Source organism: Leifsonia sp. Root112D2, assembly GCF_001424905.1.
GTDB lineage: Bacteria > Actinomycetota > Actinomycetes > Actinomycetales > Microbacteriaceae > Root112D2.
Genome location: NZ_LMCU01000001.1, coordinates 707,637 through 723,976 on the forward strand (window position 1 = coordinate 707,637; position 16,340 = coordinate 723,976).

Sequence of the window (16,340 nt, forward strand, 5' to 3'; positions counted from 1 at the left end):
GACGGTGTCTCCGCCCGACGACCACGACCATATACTTTCGGTAGTGGTTACCCGCAAGGGCGTCTACTTACGAATAGATACCAGGAGCGCGGATGGAAGCCTGCCCGACCGGGAAACACCACGATCACAACGTCTACGAGGCGGAGTGTCCGTGCCGATCACTTCTCGAACTGCTGGCGAACAAGTGGACCGCGCTCGCCATCGGCGGGCTCGAGGCGGGCCCGATGCGATTCGGCGCCCTCAAGCACTTGCTGTCCAACGTGAGCCCGAAGATGCTCGCACAGACGCTACGACGCCTCGAGGACTCCGACCTCGTGACTCGCACCGTCTATCCGTCCGTCCCCGCGCACGTCGAGTACGAGCTCACCGACCTCGGTCGCAGCGTGGCGGAGCCGCTGCGGAGTCTGCGGGTCTGGGTCGAGCACCACCTCGACGACGTCATCGGTCACGACCGCGAACGGGACCTGTCGCTGCTCGAGGGCTGAGCACCGTGTGCGGGGCAATGGTTTCGAGAGGGCCCCCCTTCGTCGGACCTTCTCGGCAATGGAGTTAACCGCTGTAGGCCTTGGAGCAGGTGTACTGGTTCGCGGTCTGGCCGTGCACGTCGCTCGGCAGTTCGACTCCGCTTGCCGGTGTCGTGGGCACCGCCGTCGACGTCGAGCTCGGCGGGGTTGTCGCCGCGGGCGCGTTCGGGTTGGCTTCCGAGCCGACGCCGGTGTCGCCGGTGAGCTTCAGCGGGGTGTCGGTGGAGAGCGCGGAGAACAGCTGCTGCGCAGCATCCGTCGTCGGGAGCACCTCGCCGCCACCGTCGATGTAGTGGTTCGGATACTGAATGAAGAGCACATCGTTGAGGTTGATGTTCTTCAGCGCGAAAGCCATCGACGCCAGAGTGGTGGCATCGAGCGAGTCTGAGAGCGTCATGTTGCTCACGGCCGCCTTGGCCAGCCCGAACACTTTGGCGGGGTTGGCGAGCGTGTCGGCGCTCTTGATGGTGCGCACGAGAGAAGAGAGGAAGACCTGCTGGTTGCTGATGCGGCCCAGGTCGCTGCCGTCGCCCACGCCGTGGCGGGTGCGCAGAAACTCCAGCGCCTGCATGCCCTTGAGCGTGTGCTCGCCGGCCGTCAGGTGCAGGCTCGTGTACGGATCGTCAATCGCGCCGGCCACGCACACGGGCACTCCACCGACGGCGTTCGACATCTCGACGACACCGTTGAACTCGATCATGGCCGCGTAGGGAATGGTCATCCCGGTGAGCTGCTGAACCGTGAGCACCGAACAGGAGAGCCCACCATAGGTGAGCGTGGTGTTCATCTTCTGCCCGCTCATGGCGCTGTACGAGCCGCCCTTGCCGTCGGGGCATGACGGAATAGGAACGATCATGTCCCTCGGAAAGCTGACCACCGTAGCGGCCTTGTGGTCTTTCGACACGTGCAGCAGCATGGTCACGTCGTTGAGTCCGAGCCCCGAGCTGTCTGCGGTGCTGCCGTAGCCATCGCCCTGGCCGGTGCGGGTATCCGTGCCGACGAGAAGCATGTTGAAAGCGCCGTCGATGGCGCCGACCTGCGGAATCGGATTACCCTTCGCGTCAACCAGATGCACGGCCTTCTTGCCGCTCGATGCGACATCCCACACGGCATACGCAGCAACGCAGGTGGCACTCACGAGCAGCACGCCGACAGCCGCGGCAAGCAGCTTGAACAGGGTGCGAGCAGGGCCGATTCGGCGCAGACGGCCGTGGCGCGCTATCGCACCCGCGGCGGGGCGTGCACCGTGTCTCGCCTCCCGGCGTGGTCGCAGCTCGCTCATTCACTCCCTCTCATACACGGTCACGCAACGTGCAGGAACGTCACGTGTTGCACGGGTCCAGACTCGCCGCGCAGGCTTTCTAGAGTGACAGCGGATGCTGGCAAGCTGCTGAGCGGCAGATTACAGAGTAGCGAGAACGCGTGCAACGCCATCGTCATCGACCGAGGCCGTGACTTCCGTTGCCGCGGCAGCCACGTCATCCGGTGCCTGCCCCATGGCCACCGCCCGCCCGACCGCACCCGCCCAGCGCAGCATGTCGATGTCGTTGCGCCCGTCGCCCACGGCCATCACGTCGGCGAGGGGAATGTCGAGCCAGCCGCGCACCCGCTCGAGTGCGGTGGCCTTGTTCACGCCGTCGGGCGCGATGTCGAGCCAGGCCGTCCAGCCGATCGAGTAGCTCACCTTGTGCAGTCCCATGCGCTCCACGACGGCGAGAAACTCCTCCTCATCGTGCTGCGGAGAAACAACGACAACGCGTGTGGCCGGATGCTCGGCCAGCTGTTCGAACGACACCATGCGGGCGTTCGTCAGCTCCCAGTCGGTCATGCCGTCGGTGTACCGGCGAAAGCCGGTGGCATCCTCCACCATGAAACTGCCGGTGGGCAGGTGCGGTCGGATGGTTTCGAGCACCTCGGTGGGATCAAACGTCTCGACGTAGAAGCGTTCGTATCCGTCGGGCTGCGACGGGTTCTTCTTCATGGTGAGCGCGCCGTTCGCACACACGACGTACTCGGGGTTCAGCTCGAAGCGCTGCAGAATCGGACCGGCCGTCTCCCAACTGCGCCCGGTGGCCAGCGTGACCTCGTGGCCGAGCGACTGCGCGCGACCGACGGCGTCGAGTACCGCATCGCCGATGCTCTCGTCTTCATGGATGAGGGTGCCATCGACGTCAAGCGCGATGAGCATGCGGTTCTGCGGGCTCACCTCAGGGCACCGGTTCCAGTCGCTCGAGACCACCCAGGTAGGGGCGCAGCACCTCGGGAACCGTCACCGAGCCATCCGCCTGCTGGTGGGTCTCGAGTATCGCGACGATCCAGCGCGTGGTGGCCAGCGTGCCGTTGAGGGTGGCGACCGGCGCGGTCTTACCCCCCTCGACCCGGGAGCGGGTGTCGAGGCGACGCGCCTGAAAGGTCGTGCAGTTGGAGGTGGAGGTGAGCTCGCGGAACGCGTTCTGCGTGGGAACCCAAGCCTCGACGTCGAACTTGCGGGCCGCACTCGAGCCGAGGTCGCCGGCTGCCACATCTATCACGCGATAGTGCAGGCCGAGCGATTGCAGCATCTTCTCCTGCAGGGCGACGAGCCTGTCGTGCTCCGCCTCAGCGTTCTCGGGAAGCGTGTAGACGAACATCTCCAGCTTGTTGAACTGGTGCACCCGAATGATGCCCCGGGTGTCTTTGCCGCCCGATCCCGCCTCGCGTCGGTAGCACGTCGACCAGCCGGCGTACCGCAGCGGCCCACCGGTGAGGTCGAGGATCTCGTCGGCGTGGTAGCCGGCGAGCGCCACCTCGCTCGTGCCCGTGAGGTAGAGGTCGTCGCCCGGAAGGTAGTAGATCTCGTCGGAGTGCTCGCCGAGAAAACCGGTGCCCTGCATGATCTCGGGCTTGACCAGGGTGGGCGTGATGAGCGGCGTGAAGCCCGCCTCGAGCGCGGTGTCGAGGGCCAGGTTCATGAGAGCAATCTCGAGTCGCGCCCCGACGCCCCGCAAGAAGTAGAAGCGAGCGCCGGAGACCTTCGCGCCGCGGGACATGTCGATGGCCTGCAGCAGCTCGCCGATCTCCAGGTGATCGCGCGGCTCGAAGTCGAATGTGGGCTTCTCGCCGACCGTGCGCAGGGTGACGAAGTTCTCCTCACCGCCGGCCGGCACGCCGTCGATGATGGGGTTGCCGATGCGTCGAATGGCCTCGCCGAAGCGTTGCTCGGCCTCGCTCGAGAGCTGCTGGGCCTCCTTCACCCGCGCCGCAAGCTGCTGCGCCTGGGCGACGAGCTCCTTCTTCTGCTCTTTCGGAGCCGCGGCCACCTGCTTGCCGAAGAGGTTCTGTTCGGCGCGCAACGCTTCGAACGCGGTGATGGCGGAGCGACGCTCGGTGTCGGCGACCAGGGCATCGTCGACGAACTGTACGGAGTCGCCGCGGGCCTCCTGGGAGCGCCTGATCTTCTCGGGGTCTTCACGCAGCAGAACGGGATCGATCACCGTGCCAGTCTAGGGCGCACGCAGCTTCGTCGTTCGAACGACGGATGCCGCGAGCTCGAGACGCGCGGTACGGTGAGTCTCGTGAGCGCAGACACCGCAGCATCCGGCCGCCATGCGGCAGTCGTCTACAACCCGGTCAAGGTCGACGTGAAGAGACTGCGCTCGGCCGTGGAGCGGGCATCCGTCAACGCCGGCTGGGGGCCCACCGAATGGCTCGAGACGACACTGGATGACCCGGGACAGCAGGTGAGTCGGCGCGCGCTCGACGGCGGCGCATCCGTCGTTATCGCGGCGGGAGGCGACGGCACCGTTCGAGCGGTCGCCGAGGCCGTGCGCGGCTCCGGAGTGCCGCTCGCGTTGGTGCCGGCCGGCACCGGAAACCTGCTCGCCCGCAATCTGGACCTTCCGCTGAACAGCCTGGAGGCATCCGCTCATCTGGCGTTCGAGGGCGTCGAGCGCACCATCGACATCGGGGTGGCAACGCTGACGCCGGTCGATGACGGCGACGACGAGGAACACTGTTTTCTCGTGATGGCCGGCCTCGGCCTCGACGCGGCCATGATCGCCAACACCAGCTCGAGCCTGAAAGCCAAGGTGGGCTGGCTCGCCTATGTCGACGGAACGGTGCGCTCGCTGCCGACGCTCACCAAAGTCAAGGTTCGCTATTCGATAGGGGATGCACCGGAACGCACGGCGCACGTCAGCACCATACTTATTGCCAACTGCGGATCGCTGCCCGGCAACATCGAGCTGATTCCCGACGCCAAGATTGACGACGGCCTGCTCGACATTGCCGTGCTGCAGCCCAAGACTCTGCTGGGCTGGCTGATGATCTGGCGCAAGGTCACCTGGGAAAACCGGGTTCTGCGGCGCACCGCGCTGGGCCGCAGCATCATCAAGTTCTCGGGCACGGACAAGCGCAGCACCATGACCTACCTGCGCGGTGAGACCGTGCGCCTGGCCGTCGACGAGGTGCAGCCGTTCGAACTCGACGGCGACGCGTTCGGCGAGGTCACCGGCGTGACGCTCTCGGTGGATGCCGGCGGGCTGGTCGTGAAGGTGGCTGCTGCGCCAATTGACTTTGTCAAGTGAGTTAATTAAGCTGGGCGGGCGGTCGAGCGCACGATGACCGACCTTTCGATCGATGAGGATTCTGCCACCCATGCCGCACTTCGACTGGATCACGCCCAGCCTCCGACTGACATTCTCGATGGATGCCGACGCGCCGGTGGCGCTCGCGTCGATACGCCCGAGCTCGTCCGGCGCGCTCGGTGCTATCGATCCGCTGTTGCTGCAACCGCTCGTCGAGATCTCCACGATTGGACATGGGCGTTTCCCGGGCGGATTTCGCCATGTGGACACCACGCTGGGCGCCGCGTTACGCCTCGTCGACCACAGGGAGACCGTTGTTGAGGGAGTGCACGAGCTGCGCATCCGTCAGCTGCACGCCGGCACCGGATTGATTGTGGTGAGTGTGTTGCGCGCCCATGCCGAGGTGGCCGGGTTCCAGAGCTGGACCGAGGTGAGAAACGCGGGAGGAGCACCGGTGACGCTCGACTCCGTTTCGTCATTCGCAACCGGGGCCTTTCTAATCGACACGAGTGCAACGGTCGACGATTTCGATCTCGTGCACGGCGACAACGACTGGGTTGCCGAGAGCCGCTGGCAGAGAAAGCCGCTGCGTGACGTCGGGCTGGCCCGCATCGACCGCGAACTGCAGCACCACCCACCACGCAGCCGGTGTTCCATTTCGAACCGCGGCTCTTGGTCTACTGGAGAGAAGCTCCCGACCGGCGTGCTGCTGGCACGCGATCAGCCGTATGCGCTCGCCTGGCAGATCGAACACAACGGCCCGTGGACCTACGAACTCGGAGAAAGGCGTCACGGCGCGTATCTGCTGCTCAGCGGGCCGACCGACCAGGAACACCACTGGTCCAGGCAACTCGCGCTCGGCGACACCTTCACCTCGGTGCCAGCATCCGTCGCTGTGGCCGCGGGCGGTCTCGAGGACGCATTCGCCGTGCTCACCGAGCAGCGCCGCGCCATCCGTCACCGGCGCGAGGCGGATCGCGCGTTGCCGGTGATCTTCAACGACTACATGAACACCCTCATGGGCGATCCGACCACCGAGAAACTGCTGCCGCTCATCGACGCGGCTGCTGCGGCGGGAGCCGACTACTTCTGCATCGACGCCGGCTGGTACGCGGAGGGATCCTGGTGGGATTCCGTGGGCGAGTGGCAGCCCGTGGCGCGCCGATTCCCGGCCGGCATCACCGAGGTCATCGAGCACATTCGCGCGCGCGGAATGGTGGCGGGGCTGTGGCTCGAGCCCGAGGTCATCGGCATCAACTCGCCGCTGGCTCGCACCCTCCCCGATGACGCGTTCTTCTCCCGGGGTGGCGTGCGAGTTGCCGAACACGGCAGGCACCTGCTCGACCTGCGCTCGCCCTCCGCGCTCGCGCACGTCAACGAGGTGGTCGATCGACTCGTCTGCGACTACGGCGTCGGCTTCTTCAAGATGGACTACAACACCATGACCGGCCCCGGTACGGATGCCACGGGCGGCTCACCTGGAGACGGTCTGCTCGAGCACAACCGCGCAGTGCTTGACTGGCTCGATGACGTGCAGGTGCGGCATCCGCATCTGCTCATCGAAAACTGCGCATCCGGTGCCATGCGCATGGACTACGCGATGATGAGCCGGCTGCACCTGCAGTCAACCTCCGACCAGCAGGACCCGGTGAAGTATGCGCCCATCGCGGCCGCCGCACCCGCCTCACTGCTGCCGGAGCAGGCCGGCAACTGGGCGTATCCACAAACCGGCATGGATGCCGAGCTGCTCACCTTCTCGCTCGCCAATGCCGTGCTCGGCCGCATGTATCTCTCGGGGTACCTGAACCGCATGAGCGAGGCCGAGGTGGCGGTGGTGCGCGAGGCCGTGCGTGCGCAGAAGACAGTGCTCACCGACATCGAACGCAGCCATGCCGTCTGGCCGCTCGGCCTGCCCGGCTGGGAGGACCCGTGGCTGGCCATGGGCCTGGGCGTTGCCGACGGCGCGCTGCGCCTCACCGTCTGGCGCCGACCGGGTGCCGAGGCGAGCGTGGTGCTGCCGCTGCCCACCCTGCGGGGCGAAGCGATTGAGATCGAGCCGTTCTTTCCCGCCGCGCAGCAGGGCTGGGCGTGGAGCTGGGATGCCACCGCGGGCGAGCTCACACTCACCGCCACCGTCGCGGCACCGACCGCGCGCGTTTTCTCCATCAACCGTCACTGATCCGCGCACGCCGCGTTCATTTCCGAGAGGCACATGTACCCCTTCATGACCGAGAAGAATCTGACCCCTGTTGCATGGCCGAGCGATGGCATCGCCTTCGGCGGAGACTATAACCCCGAACAATGGTCGGCAGAGACCGTGCGCGAAGACATGAAACTCATGCGCGAGGCCGGTGTGAACCTCGTGACGCTCGGCGTGTTCTCCTGGGTGGTCTACGAACCGACGGAGGGCCGCTTCGACTTCAGCTGGCTCGACGGCATGCTCGACCTGCTGCACGAGAACGGCATACGCGTCGATCTCGGCACTCCCACGGCCGCCGTGCCGATGTGGCTGCACCGCCTGCACCCGGAGATTCTGCCGCAGGATACTCTCGGGCATCCGCTCGCCCCCGGCGGGCGCCTCGGCTTCTGCCCGTCCTCGCCCATCTACCGTCGCTTTGCGCTGCGCGTTGTGGAGCGGCTGGCCGAGCACGTCGCGGGCCACCCGGCGATAGCCATGTGGCATATCAGCAACGAACTCGGCGGCGGCAATGCCCGCTGCCACTGCCCCGTCTCCACCGAACACTTCCAACGCTGGGTGCAGCGCAAATACGGCAGCATCGAGGCCGTCAACGCCGCGTGGGGCATGACCTTCTGGGGCAATAGCTACTCCTCGTTTGAAGAGATCGTGACGCCGGGCGGCATCACGGCACATAATCCGGGCCATCTACTCGACTTCGAGCGCTTCTCCTCGGATGCCCTGCTCGAGCAGTACCGCGCCGAACGCCAGGTGCTCAAGCGGCACACCCCCGCGCTGCCCGTCACGACAAACTTCATGGTCGGCATGGGGCCGGATGTCGTCGACTACACGCGCTGGGCGCCCGAGATGGACATCGTGGCCAACGACCACTACACGTACGGCCTCGACCCACTGCGCCATCAGGACATCGCCTTCTCCGGGGACCGCATGCGGGGCATGAGCGACGGCGGCCCGTGGATGCTGATGGAGCACGCCGCGAGCGCGCCCAGCTGGCACCCCATCAACCTGGCCAAGAAGCCCGGCGAGCTCACCCGTCACGCCTTCGCACATCTGGCGCGTGGCTCCAACAGCGTCATGTACTTTCAGTGGCGGGCCTCGAAGTCGGGAACCGAGCAGTTCCACTCGGCCATGCTTCCGCACGCCGGCAGTGACACGCGAGCCTTCGCGAGCATCCAGCAGCTGGGTTCTCAACTGGCGCGGCTGGGCGCCTTGACCGACACCATCGTCACCGGGGCGCAGGTCGCGTTTCTGCACGACAACGAGGCGGGCTGGGCGTTGCGCAGCGGCCTCAAACCCATCAACAATCCTCCGTATGCCGCCACGGCGCGTGCGCTGCACAACGCACTCTTCGAGAAGAACGTCACGGTCGACGTTGTGGCCCCGTGGGCGCCGCTGCACGGGTACGCACTGGTCGTCGTGCCCGGCCTGTTCCTGGCTTCCGATGAGACCGCACAGGCAGTGACCGACTACGCGAAGGCCGGCGGCACGGTGCTCATCACCTGGTTCTCCGGCATTGTCGACCCCAGCAACACCGTGCGCACCGGTGGCTACCCCGGTGCGTTCCGCGAACTGCTCGGCGCACGCGGCGAGGAGTTCGTTCCGCTTGCCGAGGGCACGAGCGTCACGCTCGACAACGGCTGGCGGGCCGAGCGCTGGAGCGAACTCGTGCACGCCGACTCCGCCGACGTCATCGCGCGCTATGCCGACGGCGACCTCGCCGGGTTCCCCGCGATCACGCGACGCACCCTGCCCTCGGGCGGCGCGGCCTGGTACCTCTCGACCGATCTGGTCGGTGACGGCCTGCGCGAGTTCACCGAGCATCTGCTGGCGGATGCCGGAGTGCGGAGCGTGTGCGCGACGTCGGCCGGAGTCGAGGCCGTGCGGCGGGCATCCGACACCACCTCGTACCTGTTTCTCATCAACCACGGCGAGGCGGAGGGCTGGGCCGAGGCGAGCGGAACCGATCTGCTCACCGGCACCCGTCACGAATCACGCGTGACGGTGCCCGCTGGCGGCGTGGCGGTCGTTCAGGAAGTCTGAACTGTCAAGAGAGCCGAGCAGTCGGAAGCCGCGGTCAGACCACGGCGGCCGGCGCCTGAATGACGGCCCCGTCGGCCGAACTCCACTCGCCCGTGTAATGGTTGTACGTGACGGCGTTGTCGAGCTTCGCGCGGTCGACAGGGGCTGAGGCGACAATCTTGCCTGAGCTCTCCGGGTCGGGTGCGGCGAGCGCGAGCAGCTTCGTGTACGGATGCTGCGGGTTGAGAATCACGTCATCCGCTGGCCCCCGCTCGACGATGCGACCGTGGTACATGACCAGGATCTCATCGGAAAAGTGCCTCGCCGTCGCCAGATCGTGCGTGATGTACAGCACGGCGAGATTGTCTTCGCGCTGCAGCCGCCCCATCAGGTTGAGCACCTCCAGCCGAATGGAGACGTCGAGCATCGAGACGGGTTCGTCGGCGACAAGCACCTGCGCGCCTGGCGCCAGCGCGCGCGCGATGGCTACCCGCTGCCGCTGGCCGCCAGAGAGCTCGTGCGGGCGTCGCGCTGCCATCGCCTCTGCTGGCTCGAGATTGACGCGTCTCAGCATCTGCAGCACGCGCTCGTGGGTCTGCGCCGCACCCTTCGTGCGGTGATGGATCAGCAGCGGCCGGGCGATGTGGTGCTCGATCGAGTGGAACGGGTTGAGCGAGGCAAACGGATCCTGGAAGACCATCTGCACGTGACGCCGATAGATGGATCCGCCTACCCTGGCGCCATCGTCGAGGGTGACGTTGATCTCGCCGGAGGTCGGCTTCTCGAGGCGCGCCAGCATGCGGGCGATGGTCGACTTGCCCGATCCGGATTCGCCGACGAGCGCGACGGTTCGCCCCGGCAGCAGGTCGAACGACACCCGATCGACGGCCTTGAGCGTGGTGCGCTTCAGCCCCTGGCGAAGCGTGAAGTTCTTACTGAGGTTCTTGACCTCGATACTGGTCATTTCGTCTCCACCTCATCGTTCGATTCGCCAGTGCGAATGAAGTCTCCGCGCTCTCCGGTCAGGCTCGGGAAGGCACGAAGGAGTTTCTTCGTGTACGGATGCTGCGGCGACTCATAGAGCTTTCTCGCCTCGCTCATCTCCACGATCTCGCCCTTGAGCATGATCGCTATCCTGTCGCTGATCTCCAGCAGCAGGGGAAGGTCGTGCGTGATGAAGATCACGGCGAAGTTGAGTTCGTCGCGCAGACGCACGATCTCGCGCAGAATATCGCGCTGCACGACGACATCGAGTGCCGTCGTGGGCTCATCCATGATCATCACCTGGGGCTCGAGCAGCAGCGCCATGGCTATCATGACCCGCTGGCGCATTCCGCCGGAGAGTTCGTGCGGAAAAGAGCTCAGGCGCGAGCGGTCGACGCCGACGCGTTCCAGCACATCCCCCGCGAGCGCGCGACGCTCGCGTTTGCCCAACTCGGGTCGGTGTGTGGTCAGCACGTCCTCGAGCTGAGCACGAATGGAGATGACCGGGTTCAGGGCGTTCATCGCGCCCTGGAACACCATGGAGAGCTTGTCCCATCGGAATGCCCTCAGCTGCTCCTCTCCGAGGTTCAGCAGGTCGATGTCGGTTCCGTCCCTGTCGTGAAAGACAACGGTTCCGGATGCGATGCGCGCCGGCGGCTTGTGCAGCCGGTTGATGGCGTAGGCGAGCGTGGTCTTGCCGCATCCGGATTCACCGGCGAGACCGAGGATCTCCCCGGGCGCGAGCGACAGGGAGACATCGTGAACGGCGGTGACGGGGCTCTCAACCTCGTAGACGACCGTGAGATTCTCAACGGCGAGCACGGGCTTGCGCGGCGCGACAGCAGCAGGCGATTCGGCGGCGTTCGTAATCACAGTCATGATGCGTTCCTCAGCGCGCGCTTGTTGCGCTTGCGATACAGCCGAACGTTCTTCAGCTTGGGGTTGATGATCTCGTCGATGCTGAAGTTGATCAGCGCGAGTCCGCAGCCGAACAGGGCGATGATCAGGCCCGGCGGAATGAACCACCACCACGCCTGCAACTGCAGGGCGAACCCATTCTGGGCATAGAAGAGCATGGTGCCGAGCGTGGAGGAATCGGCCGCGCCGAGACCCAGGAACGACAGGCCAGCCTCTGAGAGGATGGCGGCTATCACGGCGAACACGAACTGTGAGGCGAGCACCGGCAGCAGGTTCGGCAGAATCTCCACGGCGATCACCCGCGGCGATCTCTCCCCGGCCACGCGAGCGGCAGCCACATAGTCCCGGTTGCGGATCGAGAGTGTCTGCGCGCGCAGAACGCGAGAGGATGCCGCCCATCCGGTGATTGCCAGCACGACAGCGATAGTCCAGAGCCCACGCTGTTCCTTCGGCACAAACCCCGAGATGACGATGACCAGCGGCAGTCCGGGTATGACGAGGAAGACGTTGGAGAACAGGGAGAAGGCCTCGTCTGTGACGCCCCCGGAATAGGCACCGAAGATGCCGAAGAACGCGGAGAGGATCGTGGCGAGAACGCCGACGATCAGGCCGATCTCCAGCGAGCCGCGCGTGGAGTATGCAAGCTGCGCAAGCACATCCTGGCCGGTCTGGGTCGTGCCGAGAAGATGGGCGCCCGACGGTGCCGCCAGACCGGCGTTGCTGATGGTGGAGGGGTTCTGAACGAGCAATGGGCCTATCAGGCCGAAGAGCACAACCAAACCGGTGAGTATCAGTCCGATCATGAGGGCCGGCGTGAGGCTGGGCAGCATCGCGCGCCACGCCGAGCGAGGCTTCTTCGCCAACGTCGCGGTCTGCGCCGCCATCGCGGAGGTGTCCTCCGCGACGGACGGCTCGGTCGTGGGGGTCAGATTGGTCATCGTCTTCCTCCGTTCGAGGCGCTCAACTCTTGGCCCGCGTTCGCGGATCGATGACACCGTAGAAGATGTCAACAATGAGGTTCGCGCCGAGCACAGCCAGGGTGATGTACAGGAAGATTCCCTGCATCAGGGCATAGTCGTTGTTCTGCACGGCCGAGAGCAGCTTCGAACCGATTCCCGGGTACGAGAAGACCTGCTCCGTGACGATGGAGCCGGAGACAACGAATCCGAGCGAGATGGCAAACCCGGCGACGGAGGGCAGAACGGCGTTGCGCGCGGCATAGTTGCGCATGATGCGGCGATTGGTCAGTCCCTTCGCCTGCGCGGTGAGAATGTAGTCCTCCGACAGCGTCGAGACCATCATGTTGCGCATGCCGAGCACCCACCCACCGATGGATGCGAGCACGATCGTCAACGCCGGCAGGAAACCGTATTGCACGGCGGAGAAGATGAAGTCCCAGCTCCATCCTGGATTGAGCGCCACGTCGTATCCGCCCTGGGCGGGGAAGAGATGCACAACTGTCGCGAGCAGGTAGACCAAGATCAGGGCGAGCCAGAAATAGGGCACGGATGCCAGCAGGGTCGTTGCCGGCACGAGCGAGTCGAGCCAGCTGCCAGGCTTCCAGCCGACTATCGCCCCCAGTCCGACGCCGAGGACGAAAGAGATGATGGTGGCGAGGCCCACCAGCACGATGGTCCACATCAGTGAAGTGTTGATGACGTCGAGCACCTTGGTGGGGAAGTAGGTGACCGAGACGCCGAGATCGCCGTGGAACACGTTGACCAGATAGCCCCAGTACTGCGCGATGAGGGGTTCCTTGGTGTCACCGCCAAGGAGGATTTCGTAGGAGTGGCGAGCGGCCGGAGATGCTATCCCGCCATGCTGCTGGAGCTTGGCCAGCAGAATGTCGACCGGGTTGCCGGGCAGAAGCCGTGGAATCAGGAAGTTCAGGGTCAGGGCCGCCCACAGGGCGACCAGGTAGAACCCCAGCTTCCGCACGAAGTAGTTCACGAATTCCTGCCTGTCGTCTCTACGAAATCCTCCTCGAACATGGTGGCTACTTACCGGTGGGTGTCAGCGCCTTGAATATCTCCGAATTGTCCGGTGACGCCCAAATGGCGGGGAACCCGTACAAGTTGTCGAGTGTCGGCCATCCGGTGAACTTCGTTGCGTTGAACTCGCTCGTCGTACCACCGGTGACCACCGGAATGTACGGCATGTTCTCGACGATCTTCTTCTGGATGATGTCGAACTGCGCCTGACGGGCGGCCTTGTCCTTGGGGTTCGTTGCCGCCAGCGTCTTCAGCGCTGCATCGACGGCTGGGTCGCTGTAGCGCGCAACGTTCAGTGAGACCGAGGTGCCCACCTTGGCCGTGTTCGCCGTGCTGAAGTAGTTCGAGTACAGGTAGTACGGGTCGGATGCCGGGCCCTGACCGAGCGAGTCGATCGCCAGCTGGAATGTTCCCTTGCCCTTAGTGTCCGTCCACTCGTTCCAGGAGGACTGAGCGGAGGTCAGCTTGATGCCGACCTTCTTGAGCTGCTGGGCCATGACGCTGATGGAGGTGATGTAGTCGGTCCAACCGCTGACAACCTGAACCGCCAAGGAGAGCTGCTTGCCGTTCTTCGCGTAGTAGCCGTCGGAACCTTTAACCCAGCCATCGCCCTCGAGCAGGGACGTCGCTGTGCTGTCATCCGCAGTCATCGGTGCCACGCTCTGCGGAATATCCTTGGAGATGAGATCCTTCTGCGTGGTCGTCAACGCGAACGTCGGCGAGATCTCGCCGGAGGTCTTGTTGAGTGCCAGGGTGTCAATCTGCGTGCGATCAAGCGCCGCGTAAATGGCCTTGCGCACATTGACGTCGGTCTGCGGTCCTGTGCAGCCCAAGGCCGGGTTCGAGCAGGTAATCAGCACGACCTGGTTGGCCTTGACGGTGATTGCCTTGTAGCCCGGGTAGGTCTTCGACACATTGGGAATGTCCGGAACGGGGCCGGTCTGCCAGTCGATGGTCTTCGCGGCGAGCCCCTGCACTCCGGCCTGATTGCCCGACAGCGAGAGGAAGCGAATGGCCTTCACCTTCGGCGCGCCGCCCCAGTACGTGGCGTTGGCAGTGAGTGTGTATGCCTGCGGCTTGAAGTTGCTGAGCACATAGGCGCCGGTTCCGACCGGCTTCGACATCACATCCGTGGTGGGGTTGACGCTCTTCCACAGGTGCTCAGGAACGATCGGGATGCGACCGAGAACGTTGGGGCCGTTGAGGAACGCGGCAGCCGGGAACGCGATAGTGAGATGCGTGTCGTCCTTCACCGTTACCGTGCCGTTGTAGCCGGTGGTGTTGATGGCCGGCGTCTTCTTCACCATGTCGAGCGTGAACGCGACGTCCTTCGCAGTGAACGGTTTGCCGTCCGACCATTTCACACCGGAGCGGGTCGTCAGCGACAGCTCGGTGCCGGCGTCGTTCCACTTGTAGTCGGTGGCCAGTAACGGCTTGTAGGCATTGCTGTTGACGTTCGTGACGAAGAACAGCGACTCGAAGATCGTGCCGATTCCGCCGATCTGCGAGGGAGAAAACGGGTTGAAGTTGATCTGATAGTCGCCGGCCTGGCCAGTGAACGCGAGCAGAGTGTTCGAGGCTGTCACGGCATTCGATCCGCCGTTTGCCTTGTCGCCGCCGCCTGATGGTGTGCAGCCCACGAGGGTTACCGCCGCGAGTGCCGCTGTGATGGCGAGGGCCACCCTGCGACCTTTCTTGCTGCTGAGGAACATCCTTGATCCTTCCATGATGCCGGTCGTCTGGGATCGGCTGCCTTATGCAAAGCGCGACCGAGCTGATCTGCCCGAGCCATTCAACATTCTTACCGGAGTAAATTAAGCTAGTCAAGTTTCTTTTCAGACTCGCCGCGCCCGCTAGACTCTGGCGTGAGTTGGAGAACGAAAGTGGCCTCATGAAACCCGCACCCTCGGCACTGAGCCGTCTCCGCACGCGAGGAGTCGTGCTGGACCTCATTCGTTCGGCCCGAACCATCAGCCGCGTTGAGCTCGTCGACGGCGCGGGCCTGACCGGCGCCACCATCACCAACGTGGTGCGGGAGCTGATCGATGACGGCCTCGTCATCGAGGTCGGACGCGGTGCGTCGACCGGCGGCAAACCGCGCACCCTACTGGAACTCAATGCGAGCGCCCGATACGCGGTGGGCGTTCAACTGGATCGCGGCAGCGCCGTCGTCGTGGTGCTCGACCTGGCCGGTCAGCTTGTCGCGCGCACGGCACTCGGAGGCTCGGGAACCCGGTCGCCCCACGATTACCTGCTCGTCGTCGCCGAGCATGTCAACGCCCTTCTCGCGACGACGGGCATCGATCGCGAGAAGATCATCGGCATCGGTCTGGTCAGTCACGGCCCGCAGGACCGCACCGAGGGCCGACTCCAGATCGATGCGCCGACCGCGGACTGGCTGAACTATCCGCTGGTCGCCGACCTTGAAGAGATCCTGCACCTGCCTGTGCTCCTCGACAACGACGCCACTGCTGCCGCCATTGGAGAGTTCTGGCTCGGCGGCGTGCATCCGGCGAGCACCTATGGGTCAATTTATATGGCCAGCGGCATCGGCGGCGGCGTCGTTGTTGCGGGAGAGGCGTATCGCGGCGCCTCGTCGAACGGCGTGGAAATCGGGCACATTTCGCTGGATGTCAATGGCGAACTCTGCGGATGCGGCAACCGGGGTTGCGTGGAGGGGTTTGCCGGGCCGCCGGCCACAATCGACGCAGCACAGGCGGTACCCGGTCTCGCCGCACGTCTGGGCCTCACGGGCGACAGGGACAATACGGTCGCCGACTTCGCCCGTATCGGCCGGGCCGCGGCATCCGGTGACGGCGAGGCGCACGCGCTCATCGAGACATCCGCCCGCTATCTCGGACATGCCGCCGTCACGCTGGCGAACCTCTTTGATCTCGACCGCATCGTTCTCGCCGGTCCCAGCTTCACGACAGCCGGTTCCATCTATCTGCGTGGCGTGCAGGCAGAACTGGAGAAGGCAGCCTTCATTCGCCGCGTACGGCCGGTGACCGCGATGCTCTCCGCCAGCGGGGCCAATGCCGCGGCGGTCGGCGGCGCCGTGTTGGTACTCAAGAGCGAACTGACACCGATGAGTCGCCAACAGCCCGACGGTCGCGCCCTGAACTACACCTTCAGCTGAGCT

General features: G+C 65.0%; 13 protein-coding genes. 5 read left to right on the plus strand and 8 right to left on the minus strand.

All coding sequences use genetic code 11. The features are described 5' to 3' along the window. Window positions 1–92: 92 nt before the first annotated feature. Window positions 93–485: a winged helix-turn-helix transcriptional regulator gene (locus tag ASC63_RS03270; RefSeq protein ID WP_055809839.1), complete on the plus strand. Its 393-nt coding sequence runs from the start codon at window positions 93–95 to the stop codon at window positions 483–485. 64 nt (window positions 486–549) lie between these two features. On the opposite strand, the gene ASC63_RS03275 is transcribed toward ASC63_RS03270, so the two are convergent. The 3 genes from ASC63_RS03275 to serS all read right to left on the minus strand — a co-directional run bounded on the left by ASC63_RS03275 (window position 550) and on the right by serS (window position 3,997). Continuing rightward, a complete protein-coding gene (locus ASC63_RS03275; protein ID WP_055809842.1) occupies window positions 550–1,806 on the minus strand; it encodes an LCP family protein in 1,257 nt (418 codons plus the stop codon). 120 nt (window positions 1,807–1,926) lie between these two features. Further along, entirely contained in the window at window positions 1,927–2,730 is an 804-nt protein-coding gene (locus tag ASC63_RS03280; protein ID WP_055809845.1) for an HAD family hydrolase, read from the minus strand. A gap of 1 nt (window position 2,731) precedes the next feature. Then, window positions 2,732–3,997, minus strand: coding sequence for a serine--tRNA ligase (gene serS / locus ASC63_RS03285; RefSeq protein WP_055809848.1), 1,266 nt, complete (start codon window positions 3,995–3,997; stop codon window positions 2,732–2,734). An 81-nt stretch (window positions 3,998–4,078) separates the two neighbouring features. Between serS and ASC63_RS03290 the strand changes: the two genes are divergently transcribed. The 3 genes from ASC63_RS03290 (at window position 4,079) to ASC63_RS03300 (ending at window position 9,326) form a co-directional block, all read left to right on the plus strand. Next, window positions 4,079–5,089, plus strand: a complete 1,011-nt coding sequence (locus tag ASC63_RS03290) for a diacylglycerol/lipid kinase family protein (RefSeq protein WP_055814769.1) — start codon at window positions 4,079–4,081, stop codon at window positions 5,087–5,089. A gap of 70 nt (window positions 5,090–5,159) precedes the next feature. Next, complete coding sequence (locus tag ASC63_RS03295) at window positions 5,160–7,268, plus strand: glycoside hydrolase family 36 protein (protein WP_055809853.1); 2,109 nt, start codon at window positions 5,160–5,162, stop codon at window positions 7,266–7,268. 45 nt (window positions 7,269–7,313) lie between these two features. After that, window positions 7,314–9,326 (plus strand): beta-galactosidase, encoded by a 2,013-nt coding sequence (locus ASC63_RS03300; RefSeq protein ID WP_055814772.1) that lies wholly within the window; start codon window positions 7,314–7,316, stop codon window positions 9,324–9,326. A 34-nt stretch (window positions 9,327–9,360) separates the two neighbouring features. Here ASC63_RS03300 and ASC63_RS03305 read toward each other — a convergent pair whose 3' ends face one another. The 5 genes from ASC63_RS03305 to ASC63_RS03325 are packed head-to-tail and all read right to left on the minus strand — an operon-like array spanning window position 9,361 to window position 14,910. Continuing rightward, window positions 9,361–10,269, minus strand: a complete 909-nt coding sequence (locus ASC63_RS03305; RefSeq protein ID WP_055809855.1) for an ABC transporter ATP-binding protein — start codon at window positions 10,267–10,269, stop codon at window positions 9,361–9,363. Next, window positions 10,266–11,168 (minus strand): ABC transporter ATP-binding protein, encoded by a 903-nt coding sequence (locus tag ASC63_RS16460; RefSeq protein WP_055809858.1) that lies wholly within the window; start codon window positions 11,166–11,168, stop codon window positions 10,266–10,268. The genes ASC63_RS03305 and ASC63_RS16460 overlap by 4 nt, the downstream gene beginning before the upstream one ends. Beyond that, window positions 11,165–12,145 (minus strand): ABC transporter permease, encoded by a 981-nt coding sequence (locus ASC63_RS16465; RefSeq protein WP_055809861.1) that lies wholly within the window; start codon window positions 12,143–12,145, stop codon window positions 11,165–11,167. The genes ASC63_RS16460 and ASC63_RS16465 overlap by 4 nt, the downstream gene beginning before the upstream one ends. 22 nt (window positions 12,146–12,167) lie before the next feature. Further along, complete coding sequence (locus tag ASC63_RS03320) at window positions 12,168–13,157, minus strand: ABC transporter permease (protein WP_055809864.1); 990 nt, start codon at window positions 13,155–13,157, stop codon at window positions 12,168–12,170. Window positions 13,158–13,203: 46 nt separating this feature from the next. Then, window positions 13,204–14,910, minus strand: a complete 1,707-nt coding sequence (locus ASC63_RS03325) for an ABC transporter substrate-binding protein (protein WP_157487560.1) — start codon at window positions 14,908–14,910, stop codon at window positions 13,204–13,206. Window positions 14,911–15,089: 179 nt separating this feature from the next. Between ASC63_RS03325 and ASC63_RS03330 the strand changes: the two genes are divergently transcribed. Continuing rightward, a complete protein-coding gene (locus ASC63_RS03330) occupies window positions 15,090–16,337 on the plus strand; it encodes an ROK family transcriptional regulator (protein ID WP_055809867.1) in 1,248 nt (415 codons plus the stop codon). Window positions 16,338–16,340: the final 3 nt, after the last annotated feature.

Excerpts from the sequence above, each read along its gene's own strand:
- ASC63_RS03270 (WP_055809839.1), top strand. The coding sequence starts at position 93 with ATGGAAGCCTGCCCGACCGGGAAACACCACGATCACAACGTCTACGAG.
- ASC63_RS03275 (WP_055809842.1), bottom strand. The coding sequence starts at position 1,806 with ATGAGCGAGCTGCGACCACGCCGGGAGGCGAGACACGGTGCACGCCCC.
- ASC63_RS03295 (WP_055809853.1), top strand. The coding sequence starts at position 5,160 with ATGCCGCACTTCGACTGGATCACGCCCAGCCTCCGACTGACATTCTCG.
- ASC63_RS03300 (WP_055814772.1), top strand. The coding sequence starts at position 7,314 with ATGACCGAGAAGAATCTGACCCCTGTTGCATGGCCGAGCGATGGCATC.
- ASC63_RS03305 (WP_055809855.1), bottom strand. The coding sequence starts at position 10,269 with ATGACCAGTATCGAGGTCAAGAACCTCAGTAAGAACTTCACGCTTCGC.
- ASC63_RS16460 (WP_055809858.1), bottom strand. The coding sequence starts at position 11,168 with ATGACTGTGATTACGAACGCCGCCGAATCGCCTGCTGCTGTCGCGCCG.
- ASC63_RS16465 (WP_055809861.1), bottom strand. The coding sequence starts at position 12,145 with ATGACCAATCTGACCCCCACGACCGAGCCGTCCGTCGCGGAGGACACC.
- ASC63_RS03325 (WP_157487560.1), bottom strand. The coding sequence starts at position 14,910 with ATGTTCCTCAGCAGCAAGAAAGGTCGCAGGGTGGCCCTCGCCATCACA.
- ASC63_RS03330 (WP_055809867.1), top strand. The coding sequence starts at position 15,090 with ATGAAACCCGCACCCTCGGCACTGAGCCGTCTCCGCACGCGAGGAGTC.